The 17654-nt window shown below is 63.5% G+C and carries 13 protein-coding genes; 2 read left to right on the top strand and 11 right to left on the bottom strand.

Annotated elements, in window-relative coordinates:
- Positions 1-38: 38 nt before the first annotated feature.
- The 3 genes from ACQR1W_RS17560 to ACQR1W_RS17550 form a co-directional block, all read right to left on the bottom strand.
- A complete protein-coding gene (locus tag ACQR1W_RS17560) occupies positions 39-569 on the bottom strand; it encodes a DUF4384 domain-containing protein (protein ID WP_434851968.1) in 531 nt (176 codons plus the stop codon).
- A 138-nt stretch (positions 570-707) separates the two neighbouring features.
- Complete coding sequence (locus ACQR1W_RS17555; RefSeq protein ID WP_434851967.1) at positions 708-2504, bottom strand: caspase family protein; 1797 nt, start codon at positions 2502-2504, stop codon at positions 708-710.
- 135 nt (positions 2505-2639) lie between these two features.
- Entirely contained in the window at positions 2640-4361 is a 1722-nt protein-coding gene (locus tag ACQR1W_RS17550) for a hypothetical protein (protein ID WP_434851966.1), read from the bottom strand.
- A gap of 157 nt (positions 4362-4518) precedes the next feature.
- Here ACQR1W_RS17550 and ACQR1W_RS17545 point away from each other — a divergent pair, with 157 nt between their 5' ends.
- Together ACQR1W_RS17545 and ACQR1W_RS17540 are read left to right on the top strand one after the other, a co-directional pair.
- On the top strand, positions 4519-4800 hold the full coding sequence (locus tag ACQR1W_RS17545) for a hypothetical protein (protein WP_008968846.1): 282 nt from the start codon (positions 4519-4521) through the stop codon (positions 4798-4800).
- A gap of 51 nt (positions 4801-4851) precedes the next feature.
- A complete protein-coding gene (locus ACQR1W_RS17540) occupies positions 4852-5883 on the top strand; it encodes a DUF4424 domain-containing protein (protein ID WP_434851965.1) in 1032 nt (343 codons plus the stop codon).
- Between the two features lie 9 nt (positions 5884-5892).
- On the opposite strand, the gene ACQR1W_RS17535 is transcribed toward ACQR1W_RS17540, so the two are convergent.
- The 8 genes from ACQR1W_RS17535 to ACQR1W_RS17500 are packed head-to-tail and all read right to left on the bottom strand — an operon-like array spanning position 5893 to position 17653.
- Positions 5893-7719: a serine/threonine-protein kinase gene (locus ACQR1W_RS17535; protein ID WP_434851964.1), complete on the bottom strand. Its 1827-nt coding sequence runs from the start codon at positions 7717-7719 to the stop codon at positions 5893-5895.
- A complete protein-coding gene (locus ACQR1W_RS17530) occupies positions 7716-8492 on the bottom strand; it encodes a PP2C family protein-serine/threonine phosphatase (RefSeq protein WP_434851963.1) in 777 nt (258 codons plus the stop codon). The genes ACQR1W_RS17535 and ACQR1W_RS17530 overlap by 4 nt, the downstream gene beginning before the upstream one ends.
- A 6-nt stretch (positions 8493-8498) precedes the next feature.
- A complete protein-coding gene (gene tagF / locus ACQR1W_RS17525; protein WP_434851962.1) occupies positions 8499-9200 on the bottom strand; it encodes a type VI secretion system-associated protein TagF in 702 nt (233 codons plus the stop codon).
- Positions 9197-12742, bottom strand: a complete 3546-nt coding sequence (tssM, locus tag ACQR1W_RS17520) for a type VI secretion system membrane subunit TssM (protein WP_434851961.1) — start codon at positions 12740-12742, stop codon at positions 9197-9199. The genes tagF and tssM overlap by 4 nt, the downstream gene beginning before the upstream one ends.
- 43 nt (positions 12743-12785) lie before the next feature.
- Positions 12786-14318 carry a type VI secretion system protein TssL, long form gene (gene tssL, locus ACQR1W_RS17515; protein ID WP_434851960.1) on the bottom strand — a complete coding sequence of 511 codons (1533 nt, stop codon included), beginning with the start codon at positions 14316-14318 and terminating at the stop codon, positions 12786-12788.
- Positions 14315-15652, bottom strand: coding sequence for a type VI secretion system baseplate subunit TssK (tssK, locus tag ACQR1W_RS17510; RefSeq protein WP_434851959.1), 1338 nt, complete (start codon positions 15650-15652; stop codon positions 14315-14317). Before tssK ends, tssL begins: the two co-directional genes overlap by 4 nt.
- 48 nt (positions 15653-15700) lie before the next feature.
- Positions 15701-17077: a type VI secretion system-associated FHA domain protein TagH gene (tagH, locus tag ACQR1W_RS17505; protein ID WP_434851958.1), complete on the bottom strand. Its 1377-nt coding sequence runs from the start codon at positions 17075-17077 to the stop codon at positions 15701-15703.
- 12 nt (positions 17078-17089) lie between these two features.
- Positions 17090-17653, bottom strand: a complete 564-nt coding sequence (locus tag ACQR1W_RS17500) for a DUF6931 family protein (RefSeq protein ID WP_434851957.1) — start codon at positions 17651-17653, stop codon at positions 17090-17092.
- Position 17654 lies beyond the last annotated feature (1 nt).

The following is a 17654-nucleotide window of genomic DNA, read 5'->3' as shown; positions in this document are numbered from 1 at the left end:
AGCCGGTGCCGTGACGGTCTTGGCCTCACGCGGCCCGCTCATCTGATGGAATAAGACTTGATGTCGAACGACCAGACGTTCGAGACCAGCTTTCCGCTGTCGCCGTCCGGCACGCGCAGCTCGCGGGTCCAGGCCGATAGATAGCTCAAGGCCTCGGCCTGGCCTTGCAGCTTACGGGGCAGGTCCGGCAGATCGAGCAGTTGCACACGACGCTCGCTCAGGATCGCGACGATCACAGCGGTCCCTCCTGGAGGTGAGACGACATACTCAAACCCGCGCTGCTGCGCCGCCGGAGTCGGGACCACGAATTCGACGCCGGGCTTGACGAGATTGATGTCGCGTCCGTCCGACTGCGCCAGCAGCTCGGGAGTGGGAAAGATCTGGGACATCCGCCCTTCCGCATCGACATCGACCAGAAGGAGATATCCCGGCTTTCTGGCGTTCACGCCGAACGACACCTTGCTGCCGACGTTGACGGTCTGACTCGGTCTTATTTCGAGAGACACGCTTGCCGTATTGGCCTGTCCACGCTGCGCCTGTACGGGCAATAACCATGGGGTGTTCGCCATGCTGAGATGGGGCGATCTCAAAGACAGCGGTGCCGCAGACGCGCTCCCTACGCTTGCAACCATCAGCAGCAGAACGCTGAGCCATGATCGCGCTTGACGGATCTGCTTCGATCGCGGCATCGCTCCCTCCCCGACAGCTCAGGGAGCGCTGAAAAAGCCGATCGAGGCGATCCGCGCGTCAGCGGGCAAATAGCGTTCAAGGCTCTTGATGACCTGCCCCGATGCACGGCGCCGATTGAGCTGCATCAGGACGGTCTCGAGATCAACCATGCGCTGCTGCGAGGTCACTGCAACGATCTGTTCCGCGCCGAACGGCTGGCCTACCCTGAGCGGCAACCGCAAGCTTGCCGATCGGGCCAGCGCCGCATCAGAACCCACGGGATACAGCACCTGCACGGTGCCGTCGCCGGACACATTGAACAGCAGCACTGCCCTTGATGCCACATCGGACAGGTCAACCTCGACGATCTGGCCAGCTCGCTGTTGTCGATCGTCCGGCGAGATACGCATCACCTGCGGAGACCGAGTCGCCATGCGCTTGAGTTCACGAATGGCCGCGGTTCGATCAACCACCGTCGGCAAATTGGCAACATCGACCCCATAGGCAACCACATCACCCCATGCGATCACGTCGTGGGACACCGGGTCCCAGATCAGGTCAGGATTGTCCGTCGGTTGGACCGCCTGCACGGTGACATCCTTTGGCGTCACGCTCGCAAAATAGTTCGTCTTGCCATCGAGCGCTGCCAATCGGATCGGCGCCGCGGGGCGGAGGGGCGCCGTCGCGGCGCCGCTCGGGGCCGCGTTTGTCGGAACTGCATTGGGTGCGGTGGCAAGGGCTGGAACGGGAGCTGCCTTGGCTGTGACGGCCGGCGAGGCAGACAGCGGTCCCTCACCGGGCGCTGCCGCGCCGGGCTGAGCCGAGGCTGTTCTCGCGGTTGGCCCTTGGATCAGCACGACACCGCGCGTCAGTTCGAAGGCGATGTCGGTTTCCGGAGTCTGGGCCGGTGACGATATTGTCACGATGTTCTGGCGCTGGTCAGAGAGCTGATAGACCACCTGCCGAACATTGCTGAAGAGCTCCTTGAGCGTCACCTTCCCATCGTGATTGACATCCGCGCTGCCTTCCAGCGCGCGCGCGACTGCATAACTGAGAGCTCCCCGGAGCCCATTGACGCCGGGGATCGACACTTCCGGTGCCTTGGTGTGGCGGTCGACCGCGGCCAGAAACGCCGTGTGGTCGAAATCGAGCTCGGACTTCGGATCGTTGCTGTCTGTGACCGGCTTCAGTTCATCGACCAGCAGCGTGTAGCGCGGAACCTGTCGGAAGCTCATTTGCGCGGCACGCGGATCGATATCGCGGACCATTCCTCCGCCGTGGCAGGTGTCAGCCACGAAGATCACCTTTGCCCCGCGCAGCTCGAACTGCCGGATGAAATGGTTGAACTCGCTGCCCAGGATACGCTCGATCGACCCGGCTGCCGTCGTTTCGAAACCCGGTAGCAGGAATACGTTTTCCATCCCATCCGGCTCCGAACCCTTGATGCGTTCCGGCTCCTGGGTGCCATGACCGGCGATCGACAGAAAGATGAGGTCGTTGTTCTTTGTCCGCTCCACGAGCGCGCCGATCTCGCGCAGGACACTTGCCCGATCGGCTTGGGCGTTGGTCAATGCGACGACATCGCCGACCCCCATCGACCTCAAGCTGGTCACGATATCGGTAGCGTCGGCGACTGCCCCCTTCAGTTTGCGCACGTGCTGATAGTCGTCGATGCCGATCACAAGGGCGCGCACGTCCCCGCCGTCCGGGTTGCTGATCGACAGGTCTCCTGCCGCGTACGCTTGCGGCATTGCTAGACAAACCAACCCGACGAGTCCAATGGTGGCGTAGAGCCGCGCAATCCAGCCATCAAGTCCCCTGGGCATCGGCATCATGATCCACCTCGACCTCTTATGGTCCGTCCCAGACGGCGCCGATAAGCACATCCCAAAGCTCGCCACCAAAACGTCCGAAGCCAGGCTGGGAGCGGCATTTCCTACCCATTCTGTAGCGCCAATGACGCAAGGGGTTCAGTGCCTCTTGCTTGCCGTTTTGCGACCGGCCGGCGGCTTGGTCTCTTCATAGGCGCTCGCCGCAATCGTGGTCTGATCGTCCGCAAGGGCGCGGAAGCGGACTGGAACGTAACCGCGCGCCAGCAGGCTCGCCAACGGATAGACGTTCCGGCAGACGCGGCCGTTGCAGCCACCGGTCGAGGATTCCATCACCTCCGCTTTGCGGTCAGGCGTGAACCGCAGGAACAACATCACATGCGAGCCCGGCTTGTTCAGCGCATCGCCAGGCTTCAGGTCCCAGGGATTTGACACGGGTGTTGCGATGGCGGGGATGGCTGCGGTCGTGTAGTGGACCGACACCCCCCACGCGGCGCTGACGAAGGCCGAACAATCGACGCCCGCCACATCCGGCCGCGGAGCATTGCGGGTGCAGACGTTGCCGGCCAGGGTACCGCTCTCGATCCGTTGTCGGAAGTTCGCGAGCGAACCGTGGCAGCCCCAGCAATAGGGGACGCCGCGGACTTCCTGGTTCACCTTGCCCTGCAGGTACCACGGCCGGCGAACACGGTTGAATCCGGTGCATTGGCTGTCCGGATCGCTGCCGTAGTTCGCCTGCGTCAGCTTCCACTGAATACCCTCGAATGCAAACGCGGTCTCGATCGTCTGCTGGCGATTGGACGGGCGCACGGCCACTGTCGCGTTGAACTTGAGGTCAGGCTGCGCCACCGGGGCAGTTGCTGTTCGCTGGGGCCGTACGTCGATCACCGCAACGTTGTCCAGAGGCCGGAAGCCGACGCCAACCACCTCGATGCCATCAGGCTTTGTCCGCAGGAAATAGACGTCGCCATCGCCGGAAACCGTCACGAACCGTCTGGTCAGCGGAGTGTTCTCCAGAGGCAGCTCGTAGATCCCCTCCAGGCGCCCGTTCGCGGCATAGCGTGCGACGAAGGTGGAGGCATTCTTGCCCGATGACGGAATCTCCTCGGCCAACACGTAGAAGCGGTCGCTGTTGTCAATCTCGAGAAACTCCACCGTCCCCAGCTGGTGGCGCACGTGCAGCGCGAGCTGGCCAATGATCTCGTTGCTGACCATGGTTTGGATCTCGATCCGTACGCTGGCATCACCCTTGTCTGGGATGACGTCGGCGATCACCGACCCCTTGCTTCGCGAAGCAACATATTGACGGTCCGGCTGCCGCGTCCTCTTGATGATCGCCGCCCGGGTGTTCTGATCAAGCAGGTCGGTCGCGCTGCCGGGCGGTTGCGATCCCATCTGCGCGAAAGCTGAAACGGCGACCTGATCGTCCGTGCCGCGGCTCGATACCTCCTCGAGCTGGATCTCGTCGCCGCCGAGCCCGCGTGTGGACTGCCCCGGCGCCGCCTTGAGGGTCCGCACGCCGCCGTCCCAAACCATGATGTCGTCGCCTTGGACGACGAGGTCGGTGGGTTGGACGTCCTTGGGCATCTTGAGGACGTCGGGGTCGGCACTCGGCTGTTTGGGATCGAACTGGAGAATACGGCCGTTGACCTGATCGAGCACGAACAGGTTGCCTTGCCCGTCCGCGGTGAGCGCCTGCGGGCCAGCGAGTTCCACGTCCTCGCCGGCCGGGATGATGCCGACCATGGAAGCAGCCGACCCGCCGCCAAAGCTCCGCACGACCGTGTCGTCGGCCTGCACGCTGGTGGCGAAAGCGCCCGCGCCGAGGATCACTACCCAAATCCAGGTCATTCGACGAAGCATATCCGCCTCGAGTACCCCGAACCGACTGCCGCCTCGGATCGACTAATCCGAGATGCCGCGCATGCGGCGCGTCAATTAGTGGCGAGCAATCTCAATCCCGTTCAATTCTATCACTGGACGGTGATGGTCCGAACCTCTCAGCTTGCGGTGCAAAATCATGGCCAGGAACAGATTTGAACAGGTCAATGAAGTCCAGCCCGACGCGATCACCCTGATCCTGAAGCGGGACAGTGACGGCGCCTCCGGGTCGGTCGTGCTGCCGGCCGCCGCGAGCGGGGGACGATTGACCACTGACCAGGTCAGCGCCCAATTGCCCGCTCAGGACGCTTTTCGCGGCGCAATCCGGCTGGCCAACGACTTAAAGCTCGCGATCGTGGTGTGCGATCCAGACGGGGTTTGGAAGGCCGAGTGGGGCGATCTTTACCAGGCCATCGACTGAGCCATCCCCCAATACAACCGGTGTCTATCGCGATGCCGTAAGGAGACAAGCATGGGGAAGGAACAGTCCATCCCGTCATCGTTTCGGGCGGGGGCCTTGATGGTCGCGCTCCTGGTTGTGGTCAACTGGCCGGCGCGGGCCAACGATTCCGCGGCCGAATTGTCGATCGGCGGGCTGCAGTTCGTTCGCACCAATGACGTGGCCATGGAGAGCGAGGACCTTCATGTCGCGCTCGACAGGATCAGCGTTCGCTACCAATTCGCCAACCTCACGCCCAAGCCCGTTACACTCACCGTTGCCTTTCCGCTGCCCGACATCGACCTGTCCGAGGCTGAGAACATAGCGCTGCCGTCAAACGATCCGGTCAACTTCGTCGACTTCGAGACCAAAGTCGACGGCAGTCCGGCGCCGCTGACCATCGATCAGCGGGCCATGATCGGTGACAAGGATGTCAGCGCCCTGCTCCGTGAGCTCAAGCTGCCGCTGCTGCCGATCGGCAACCGCGAGATCCGGGTGGCCGATCTCCCCGGGGCGACGCGAACCCGGCTCGTGGACGACGGGCTACTGATGCCTGCCGGTATGAGCGACAATGGTCGCCAGCAATATGCGCCAGGCTGGGTCACCAGGACCTCGGCCCTGCGCCAGCAGGTATTTCCCCCCGCACGTTCTGTCATCGTCGAACACCAGTATCGGCCGAGCGTCGGCTCCAGCCCCGATACCATCCTGCGCCCCAGCTTGCGCCGTAGTAGCGCGCTTGCTCAGGAAGTCGCGCGTTACCGAAAGGAGTACTGCATCCAGGATGCCTTCCTCGCCGAGCTCGACAAACGAGCGGGCAGCGGCCAGGCCAACACCGCAAAGCTGCAGGAACGGCGCATATCATATGTGCTCAAGACCGGCGCGAATTGGGCCGGGCCGATCCGCTCGTTCAAACTGACGATTGACCCTGGCGGCAGCGACCGCTTGGTGAGCTTCTGTCCGGGGCGGCTCAAGGCATCATCCTCGACAGGAAACACGCTTGAATATATCGCGAGCGATTTCAAGCCGGATGCGGACCTGAAGATTCTGGTGATCGGTACGTTTTGAGCAGGCCCATCAGTTCGTGAGCAGCACGTAGCGGGCGGCTGCGATGATGGTCATCTTGTTGCGCTGAGCCTCGCTCAACGCCTGCAGAAAAAACGTATCGGCAGCCGTCGGTCGCGGCTGGCGCAACGAGTCCAGGACCTGCGGGGTCGCCACGACCAACAGCAATTGCGGACCGGTCGCGCGCGCGGCTGGCAGCGTAAACGAAAGCGAGTCGATGCCCGGCTTCAGAAGGTAGGACAGGCTCTGGACTTCGCCACGATCCGACACCATGAGCAGTTCGACCACACGGTTGGCAAAGTTCTCGATGGTGCCACTGAGCGTATCGCCGGATTTCAGCTCCGTTGCTGACAGGTTGATGCGCGGCGCTCGCGCCTGATCGCTCCCGACCTGGCTCAGGAATTTGATGGCCGGGCACTGCGCCTGGGTCACTTGCCTGACGCCGACCGAAGCCTCGAAGCCCTGCTCCCGCCGGAACGCCTTGTCGAATGTATCGAACGGAGCGGTCGAGGCGCCGAAGCCCTCGATGACTGCTGCGTTCTGGCTCACAGCGACCGGCAGGACAAAGAAGCAGTCGCCCCCCGAATATTGAGCCACATATTTGCGGATGCGCTCGGCTCTCCCTGGCGCATCGAGCGCCGGGGACGGCGTCACCGCCGGTTGCTCGGGCAGCTTTGCCTGCTCTTGCGTTCCGGGCTGCGGTCCAATGCTTCCAGGCTGTGGTCCAACCGGCTCCCTCTTCTGCGGTGTTGGTGTTCCCGCGAGTTTCGGAGGTGGCGGCAAAACTGCCACAGCGGGCGCCGACCAGATGAGTTTGTAGTAGGCGTAGCCTGTGCCGCCGAGCAGGAGCAGCACCGCCGCCAGGCCCACACCGAGCCAAAGGCCGCGCCGGCTCTCCGCGGTCGACGTCACCCTGTCCTGCCGCGGCGGCACCGCAGGTTTCGGCTGCCGCGGATCGAAGCTGTACATCGGCGTGGCGGGTGTCTGAGCCGCACCGGCCGGCATCCAGTTCGCAACCTCTGCCATGGTCGGACGCAAGGCCGGATCGGGCTGCAGCATCTGCTCCAGCAAGGGCCGGATGCGCATGTCGACTGCACCGAGATCGGGGACACGCCTGCGCTTTTCCACCAATTGAAACTGGCTGCCGCCCATGTCGAGCTTCTGTCCGGTCAACGCGTGGAACAGCACGAGACCCAGGCTGTAGACGTCGGATTTCGCGGTCACATCATTGCCGTACAAGCCCACTTGTTCCGGCGATGCGTAGTTGTCCTTGCCGGCGAAGCCAGAACCGATGATGGTCTTGTCACCCATCTGGGTCGATCGGGCGATGCCGAAGTCAATGATCTTGGCCCGCCTGACATCGTCGAGCGGCACGATGATGTTGTCCGGGGAAACGTCGCGATGGATGATGCCGTACTCATGCGCCGCATTCAGCCCTGATGCGACGCGCTGCATCAGCCTGATCAGCGCCTCGAACGTCAATGGCCCGTCGTCGAGCATGTTCGAGAGCGACCGGCCATTCACGAACTCCATCGCGAGGTACGGCCGCTGCAGCACCGGCTCGACGGTGAACAGAAAGTAGCGAACGATCGCGTCATGCGGAAGGTTGTGGAGCGCCCCTGCCTCCCGACGGAACAGCGCCAGCGCCGCCTCGTTGTCGACCATGTCCGGCAGCAGCATTTTCACCGCAACCGGCGATCCGGTTTGAATCTCGCGGCACTTGTAGACCTCACCCATGCCGCCTGCGCCAATCATGGCTTCGATCTCGTAGATGCCGTTGAGCCGGGTGCCGGGCGGCACCCCGCGGTAGGACGATGGGAACGGATCATTCGGCGTCATGATTGCGGTTCCCGATCGAGCGGCGATCTCGTCGGCTCGGAGGATCGCGGCGTCAACAGCCGTACGACGACGATGGTCACATTGTCGAGCCCGCCGCGATCAAGAGCCAGAGCGAGCATGTCATCACAGGCCACTTGGGCGCGCCGCGTGGTCACGTGCTGCAGGATCTCGTCGTCCTGCAAGTGCTTGGTCAGCCCATCGCTGCAGACCACAAAGACATCCTCCGGCTCGGCCGGGCCTGTCACCACCTCAAACTCCGGATCATCGACAACCCCGACGGCTCGGGTAATCGCATTGCTCGGCCAATCCTTCACGTCGTCGCGCGAGAGCGCACCGCCGGCGATCAATTCTTCCAGTTCACTGTGATCGTGCGACACCTGGCTGATGCTGCCGCGGTTGATCAGGTAGACCCGGCTGTCGCCCGCCCATACACACGCATAGTAGCCGTCGCGTACCAGCAGCACCGCCGCTGTGGTACCGATGATGGCTCCCTGCCGTTCGTGACTGAGCGCCAAGATTTGCCGGTTCGCGCTGAACAGCCGCTGCTCGCATTCGGCCAGAAGGTCCGCGGCCGACCCTGGCAATCCGATCGCATCGAGCGACTGCACCACGATGCGACTGGCGAGATCGCCGGCCTCATGACCGCCCATTCCGTCAGCGACCGCCCACAGACCGACGTCGGTCCGTACCAGACATGAATCCTCGTTCCGTGGCCGCACCCGTCCGGCATGGGTCACGCTGCCGACATCGAACAAGGATGGGACGTGTACCATCGCGCATCATCCTGTTCCGGACACCGCGCGGTCGAGATCACCGGTCAGCAGTGTCGAATAGTGATATGGATCCGGCAAGCCGCGGCAACACAGCGTCATGGGCGGAAAGCCCTCGCCTCCCGCGGTCCACCAGAAGCTGGCCGCGGCGTAGATCTGTGGGTTGGCCCCGCAGAGCGCGGAGAACGACCCGGCGAATGCGTCAACTGCCGACGCCATTCCCATTGCCGCGGGACCAAGCGATTTGAGGGGCGAGCCGTCAGTTATGGTCGCCTGCAGTCGCGGCACCGCGAGGCGATCCAGCGCCGCGGAGATCTGCTCGAAAGTTGCGGTGCGATCCAGCGTCGCGAGCAGGAACGTCTCAGCTTGCCCGAACCATTCGTCCTGGGGATCGACGGTTGGCGGCAATAGCGAGGCGTCATCGCTCGCCATCGCGTGCAGCGTCAATGGATAGTACCGCCCCACCCCGTCAAGCGACGGCATGATTGCACCCGCCACCGTGGTGCCGCAGATCGCGGCGCCGAGCCAAAACCGCCACACCGGCGCGGTCAGGAACGCCTGCTGCCAAGCTGATCCAAGCTGGTGGCGGCTTGCCGACAGCGACGCCTGCACCCACGGCTCCCAGGCTTCCAGGAAGCTGCGCGGCGTCGCGATCGCGATGAAATCGCGCTTGGCGCCGATCTTGCCGAACAAGCCGCAACGCATGGTCATATTCCGGTCGGGCAACGAAACTCGCGCAGTACTGACAGGTTCAGGGGATTGCGCAACGATCCGGTCGAAATCTGATAGTTGAGCTCGCGCCCGGCAACAATGAACGTCGCGCTGGCGCTTTCCGCCTTCGCCACCAGCGAGCCCGCCTCCAGCATCCGGAACAACGACCACGGACCGATGCGCTCAAGCACTGACGGCGGGCCGGTGTCATTGCTGACTGAAATCGCGGTCCGCGGCGACGGGCCCGGCCATAGCACGGTGGTCGGCGTGTTGCTCTGTGGCGGTTGCGGTGGCGCTGGTTGCGGACCTCCGAACAGAGACGGAGCGGTCGGCCCCGGCGTGGTTGGGCTCGTAATCGTGGTGCCGCCGATCTCGGTCTTGACGGTCACGCCTGGGCCGGCTGCCCCAGGTGGCCGGATCGCGAATGATACTGCCGGCACACCGCCGCCCGTCTGGAAAAAAGCGTCGCGGATATAGGCCGCATTCTGGAATTGTTTGAGCGTATCCGGCGAGAACGAGCGGCCGACCGGGCTCTCCTTTCGCCAGACCCAGTCCGACCGCGATGTATCGGCGTAAGGCGCAAGATACTGGGCGAAGAACTTGTCCATGACGCCATTCGGACTGAACAATTTGGCGAAGTCCGCCAGCGGGACCTCCTGGTTGCTGCTGCGGACGAATGGATAGCGGTTGGTCACCGTCTGCTGGCAGACCGGCGTGACCTGATCGCGCAAGGTCTGCAGGATCTGTCCGGCGGTCGATGCCGCGATGCTGCCCTCGAACTCCGCTGCCGCGGCGCGCAACATGTCGGAAAATGGCGGCGGCATGCGCGAGGCATTGTTGCGGAGCGCTGCGACCTCAGTCTGCAGCGCGGCGGTGGCCTGCGCAGTCAGCTGCGGATTCTCGATCATCAGCGTCAGGTTCTGCGCAATGTCGTTCAGGTTGGCGATCGTCGAGTCGACCGGCCGGTGAGTGCTCTCGCCCTCGAGCACCGCATGGTAGGGCTTGAACTGTGCCTCGATCGTGGCTCCCGGCGGTCCATCCTGGGCATTGCTGAACAGGGCCGGCGCCGGCCCTGCGGCAGGCGCCGAGGGCGCCGCGGCGTTCGCGGGCTTCGGCCGCTCCTTGGTCAGCATCGTCTCGTCGCGCACCGATTCCAGAATTTGCCGCAATGGCGAGGTCGGCGCCGAAAGCGCCCTCAACACCTCGTATTTCGGCTTGTCGGCGAGCAGCTTCTTCAACTTGAGCGAGCCGAGCGCCGTTCGCCAGGTCGTCACGAAATCGTTGGAATAGATGTTGAGCAGATCACCCGACAGATTGTCGTACTGCTGGTCGATGACGGACTGCTGACCGGCATCACCCAAGACCCATCGCTCCCGCTTCATGCGTTCCGACAATCCGGGAAGCCGCGCGATGAACTTCTGATGGAAGCCGTTATACGTAAAGAACTCCGGCACCCGCAAGGCGTCCAGCGGCTGGCCCGTCGTGGTTTCGAACACGACGGCCATGTCGGGACCGCCACGACGGCTGGCAATCCAGTCGCCAGCGGTCGATGCACGCGCCTCCGATTTCAGGAACTCGTAGGCACGCTGCGACACGCTCAGGCGCGCCAGTGAATTCTGCGCCTGCTTGATCAGGCGGCCGTCGAGTTCGACCAATGGCGGCTGCTCGGTCTCGAGGTCGAACATCGCCACGAGATTCTCGTCGAGCAGACGCCGCCCTTCCGCGTTGGTCGCGCCGGGATAGAGGTTGTCCGCCCAGTCGCGTTGCATCCAGGAACGGATCAGCTCGCGATCCGGCGGCTGCAGGCCGCCCAGCATCAAGTAGACCTTCAGCGCCTCGTAGACGAAGGCAGGCTCGTTGATGCGCGCATTGAGCTGCTCCTCCAGGCGATACAGCAGACGGGGCCGGAACATGCGCTCGAGCGCCGTATGATAGGCCGTTTTCGCGGGAGACAGCAGCCGCGCGTGCTGACTGAGGCCGTAGCGCGACGACAGTGCGACCGGCTCCTCGCGCGATCCGTAGCCCGCCGGAGCATTGCGCAGCCGGTAGAGCAGCGGCAGCACCTTGTCGAGATCGTGATCTGCGATCAGTGTCTGCTTGATGAGGGGCGCGCCAGCGGCCGCATATTCGCTGTCCACCTGCAGGCTCTGCTCAATCAGATCGGAGTTGCGCTTGTAGCTCGTCAGCCAGGCTGCGATCAGCCCGACCGAAACCAGGCAGATCAAGGACAGCGCTGCGGTCTTCAGGATCAGCGCGCGGCGCACCGCGGCCCGGTCGGTCGAGACCCAGTCGGCCTCGCCGATGATGACCTTGGAAATCAGATCGGCGAGGAAGTAGCTCTTGCCCGTCCCCGAATAGGATCCAGAACCGACCTCTTCCGCGCCGAACGTACGCGCCAATGACCCGATCAACTGGTCGATCGGCGTGCCCTGCTGGGTCCCTGAGGTGAAGTAGAACCCGCGCAGATTTGCATTCACGTGATAGCGCGTCGGCTCGAAGATCTGGTTGAGGAAATCGTGGATCTGGGGCTTGAGCCGCGCCATCTGCGCCGGGAAGCCGAACAGCTGCACGCGATGCTGCGGCGTCGGCTCGTCCTGCAGACGGTCGAGCGTCTCCTCGCTCAGGCGTTCCAGCAGACGGTCGAATTCGACCGGGATCTGCCCCACCAGATTCTTGGTCTTGTCGGCGGTCTGGAACGTGGCGCCCCAAACCTGACGGCGGCCGGCCTCGCCGAGATAAGCGAAATATTCGGTGAAGCCCGCAACGAGATCCGCCTTGGTAAACAGCGCATAGACCGGAAAGCTGACCTTGAGCCTCTGATGGAGCTCGAGCAAGCGCATCCTGATGGCGTCTGCATGAAGTGCGAGCTCCTGCTTCGGCAAGGTCAGGATGTCCTCGATGCTGATGGCAACGAGGACGCCGTTGATCGGCTGGCGGGATCGGCTCTTCTTCAGGATGTCCAGGAACGCCAGCCAGCTGTCCTTGTCAGCCTTGCTGTTCGAATCCTGGGTGGTGTAGCGGCCGGCGGTATCGATCAGCACCGCTTCCTCGGTAAACCACCAGTCGCAATAGCGGGTGCCACCGACCCCCGCGATGGCCGCCGGCGTCGCCCCGCGCGCCAGCGGAAATTTGAGCCCGGAATTGACCAGCGCCGTGGTCTTGCCGGCGCCGGGTGGACCGATGATGACATACCAGGGCAGATCGTAGAGATAGCCTGACTTGTTGCCGCTCGCGGTCTTCAGCGTCGCGAGCGCATCCTTCATACGCTCCTTGAGCACCGGTTCGTCGCTGACGGGCTCATCTGCTCCGCTGATTCCGTCGGCAATCTCCTTGGCATTCTTCCGCCGCTTGAACAGATTGAGGCTGACGATGCCAGCCACGGCCGCGGTCAGCAGCAGGATAGCGATCTGGCGGACGATATGGTTTTCCAGCGGCCGCCAATCGCCAAACGCGATGAAGGGTCCGGCGAAATAGATCACCGCCCCGAGCGAGCTGAGCCCAACTCCGTACAGAATGACCCGGAGAATGTCCTTGGCGAGCATCTAACCGTACCTGTCGCAAACTGCGTGAGCTGGCGATATCTGCCTATTCGCTGCGTTCGATGAATATCTCGACGCGCCGGTTCTTGGCGCGTCCTTCGGTGGTCGTATTGCTGGCGATTGGCGCATCGGCGCCCTTGCCCTCGACATCGATGCGCGAGCCATCGGTCAGGCCCGGCTTCAGAGCCGCGGCAACGGCCTTGGCGCGCTCCACCGACAATTCGAAGTTCGAAGGAAAGCGCACAGTGCGGATCGGCGAGCTGTCGGTATGTCCGACAACCCGGATGCGGCCCGGCTCCTTGTCGAGGGTTGCCGCGACGCGAAGTGCGACCGGCTTGAAGCCATCGAGGATCGTGGCCTGGCCCGACGCGAACAAGGCGAGGTCACATACCCTGATCACAATGAAGCTCGCGGTCTGGTCCGCCGTCATGGCACAGGCGGTGTTCTCCTTCGCAAGCGCGTTGCGGATGCGCTGCAGCTGGGTGATGCGGTCTGGTGGCGGCGGCGGTGGCGGCGGAGGTGGGGGTGCAACAATCCGGCGCTTGAGCTCGATTGGATCGGTCGGATGGAGCGCGAGCGCCACCTCGGCAGCATTCTCCGCCCGGCCGGCGAGAAGCTCCCGCAGGATGAAGTAAGAGCCGGTCAGCAGCGCAGCCAGCACGGCCGCCACCAGCCAGACCGGAACACGGATCCGCTGCCGGCGACTTGCCAGCGCCTGTCCGCGCCAGCTGGGCGACAGGTCGGACACCGTCTTCGGCCGGACCCGGCGCAGCGTCTCATAAAGGTTGCGCTGGATGACTTGCAGATTTGCAAGTCCGCCTGCTGACGTGCGGTGAATGCCCTGAAAGCCGAGCGCAAGGCAGGCGTGCTGAAGTTCGAGCACGGGATAGTTGACCAGCGGATCGGTCTTCAAATGATCGAGGATCTCGAAGAAACGGACGCCACCAACCCGCTCCCCGAAGAACCGACTCAGCATCGAATATTGCGTCCAGACGTGGCGCTCCTCGGTCGGGATGTGTTGCACGATATCGTCGGCGGTGGCGCACAAAATGTATTTCGCGGTGTTGGCCTGATGCTCGGAAATCCCCGCTGAACGGATATCCTTCTCGAAGAATTTGATGGCGTCGGCGACCTGCTCCATCAGGCTCGCGAATGACGCACGCATGAGCGCGACGCGCAAGCGACCAAGTAGCTGCAGCAATGGGCCTGCCGCACGCATGACGGGATTGGCGTTTGGCGCCACCAGGTCGTCGACGCGCAAAGGCGGTCCCGGCGGCAGCATCGGTTGCGGCGCCTGGGATTGCGCTGACGTCGAGATCCACTCCTCGGTCGGATGACTGACTGGTGCGGCGGCGTAGCTCGAACCTTGTGGGACCGGAGAAAAGGATGATGGCGGCGCAGGCGCAGAAGCGCCGGGAGTAGAAAGGGGTGATGGCGAATAGGCCGGACGGGCTGCGGGTCCCTCGCCCGCGGGAGGCTGGGACGTCGGCACCGGCGGCAACTTCCCGCCGGGGTTGGGACGGATGATCGTCCGTTCGCCCCGACCGAAAGGATTGACCGGCTTGTCCCTGTCGCTCATGGCCTGTCTTCCAGGATAGCCCAAAGGTACAGTTCAAGCTCCGGCCAGTCGCCGGAGAAATGCATGCCGATCGACGCCGCGGTGCTGAACTCGGGCCACAGCGGCGACTTTCGGTCGAGGTAGAAATAGACGTGATCGGTGATGGCGCGGATGTGCGGCGGCGGCGTCGGCAAATGCACCAAGGTCAAACCCGGCAGGTTTGCGTGCACGATCTCGTTCATCTTAGTGTTCGGCCCGACCTTGAAGAGGTGCGGGAATTCGTTCTGAATCTCCACAAGCGGCCGCCGAGCGGCAACCTCCAACACCAGGGTTGCGTTTCGGAACAGCGCCCGATCGCGGATTGGCGATACGAACGCGTTCTGCGCGCGCTCGATGATCTCCAGGCGGATCGCCCGCCTTCCCAGCCGCGCACTCAAGAAGTCCTGGATGTCGCTCACCAGGGGTGTGAAGACATTCTCGAGATCGTCGTGATCGTACGCGGGATAATTGCGGGCCCGCCGCTCCGCGGTAGCGAATGTCGCAAGTTCACCAGCAAATCTCAGCAACTCCTCATACAGCCGCTCGGGATGCACGCTGCCCGAGCGCCGGAAGTGAGTCAGCACGGGAATGGTGCGGTTCAGCACTTGCAGCACCAGATAGTCGACGCTCTGCAACCCGCCGCCGGACGACGGATCGACGGCATAGCGCGCTAGCTCGTCAAGCTTGGTCTCGACCCAGCCGATGATGCGATTGAGCCAGCCATCGATGATCGGATGTGCGGCGGTGACCAGCATCGGCGGCACGAACTTGTCATCGAACAGAATGTTCTTGTCGCGCACCTCCAGGATGCGCGCGATGCCGAGGCCCATGTATCCTGGCTTGCTCGTCTTGCGCAGTTCGAATGACAACCGCGGATACGCGATGTCGATCTCCTCCTCGATGCGAAGCGCCGAGGTCGAATCGATGAAGGTCTCCGACTTCCGAATGTAGCGACTGGCGCTATCGGTGCGGTCTTCGTCCACTTCGCGGGTGTTCGGCGCCGCGACCGGCATCATCAACCAGACGATCTGGCCCGCGGCCGAGTCTGGCACTTCGATCGCTTCCGGAATCGGGCTGTCCGCAGGAATGTCGAACGGCGTTCCGTCCGGCATCACGCCCGACGCAGTGCGCACCGCGAACTTGCTTTGTTCAGTAAGATCCTTGTCGATCTCGAGCTCGGCAAATCCCCACGGATATGGCGTCGTGTAGCGCACACGCTTTTCCAGCAAGTGCTCGATGTAGCGATCGTTCTGCTGCAGATGGTGCGGCCGCAGAAACAGACCCTCTGACCAGAAAACCTTGCTGTACCAAGACATTCACACATCCACTTGGCAATTGCCGGCGACGGCGCAGCCGCCGATTGTTCACTTCGACCGGGCCTTGTCGGCGCGGTCGTAATAATCCGAGAAATGCAGCATGAAGGTATCGATCGGCGCGCTGTTGTCGCGGCCCAGATGCGCCTTCCAGCGCGTCAGGAATTCGTCCCAGAGTTTGCTCTTGTTCGAGCCGAGCCAGGATCTCGAGCCGCGCTGAAGCTCGAGCTCGCGCGCCATCAGTGTCGGATCGATACCGGCGATGAGCTCGTGGACGGCGTGCTGCATGGCCATGTACGTCTTCAACTGATGCGATTTCAGATCGCTGAACCCTTGCGCGAAGGCGCGTTGCGCATCGAGGTAGCTGCGCGTCGGCGGTCCGAACATGATGCGCATCGCCTCTTCCGATGTCGGCGCAAATTTTAACGGATTGTTCTCGAGGGCCTGGACGGTGGTCTGGTTGGTGCTGCGGGTCAGCTGCTTGGCCTGGGTTCGCGCCTGCAGCAGCGCCATCAGATTGTCCACCGTCATGCGCAAGATGAGGCCGAACTGTTCGGCCAACTCGGCATCGGGCTTGTTGGCAAAGAAATTGTCCGGCAACCCGGCGGCGCGCGCGACGCGACGCGCGAACTCGGTATCGCCGACCGGCGCGGCGGCGACGGAGCTCTCATCGGCGGGCTGCGCCGCGCGCGGCGGCTCAACTTGCGCCGGCGGTCCAGACGGCGCTGGCTGGACGGCGGCGCGTTCTTCATCGGTCCACACCGATGGCCTGCGCGGGGTCGGCATGGCCTTCGGCGGCTCGACCTGCGATTTCGGCACGGCAACCGGACCGGCTGCCCAGCTCATGTCGTCCTGGGCTGAGGGCTGGTACGAGGGCGTCAGCGGCGAACGTTGGACGAACTCCGCACCGGCCGCCGGCACGCTCGCCGCCCAATCCAGAAACTCCGGATTGACGGGCCGCGCAGCCTCCCGTGGCTGCTTCAAGTGCTGCGGATCGATCGGTGGCGGTACGTCACCGTCGGCCGCCCAAAACTCCCCTTGCGTCGTATGCTGCTGGACAGGGAGGGCCCGCGGTTGCGCCTCGTTGTTTGAGACGACTCCGCCGGCCTCCTCCTCCACCGAAACTCCAATGATGTAATGGCCGATCGTGAGCCGATCACCGTTGCGCAGCCGATGCGGTCCCCGCATGCGCTGGTCGGCGCCATTGAGAAAGGTTCCGTTGGTCGAGACGTCGTGCAGCCAGTAGCCGCCGTCGCGAAAATGCACCTCGCAATGCTTTCCTGAAATCAACCGCGCTGGATCCGGCAGCGTCCAATCGAGATGACGGTCACGGCCGATATCGATCGAACGCCTGCCGGTCACTGTAAACGACACAGGACCGCCGTCGGGAAGATTCGGCTCGTTTTCGATATTGAAGCGAAGCACCATCACATCGTCTCGTCAGCGTGGAGGGCGCGGTTCGCCGCGTGCCAACTGAATACCATCCTCGAGGCATGCCGTCATTATCCGGTCCCGGGAGTCGCGAGGGAGCCGGCAAAGGCCGATCAGCAGGGCCGCTCGCACTGCCCGCGCGGCCTGGTCGGGCTTGGCTTCGACCGGCGCATATTCCGCGGGAACGACGCTTCCGCCCGACCAGCCAGCCGCCAGCGCCAGCCACGTCGCCGGCTGCTCGGGATCATTGGCATTGCCGACGGCCAGTGCCTTGTTGCGGGATTGCTCGTCGGGCTCCCGGACCCAGGTCTCCGCAACGTTCAGCGCCCTGCTGTCGTTGGCGTCGAAATGGTCGAACATCCGGTGCAACGAGCGACATCCCCAGGCAACGGAGACGCGTCTTGGGAGCAGGTATGCGCAGAAGGATACCGCCGAGTGCCAGCTGCGCGCGGCGGCGGCCTCCTGAAGGAAATCCAGCGAGGGCTTGTCGGCCTCGGCCTTGCCGACATCATAGCGCGCCATGGGATAGGCTTGAAACAGATCTTGCACCGTACCGAAGCGAACCTGCGCCATA

Origin of the sequence: Bradyrhizobium sp. HKCCYLS1011 (genome assembly GCF_051167795.1) — a bacterium.
Taxonomy (GTDB): domain Bacteria; phylum Pseudomonadota; class Alphaproteobacteria; order Rhizobiales; family Xanthobacteraceae; genus Bradyrhizobium.
Note: the sequence above shows the minus strand (reverse complement) of the source record. Positions and strands in the feature narration are given on the sequence as shown.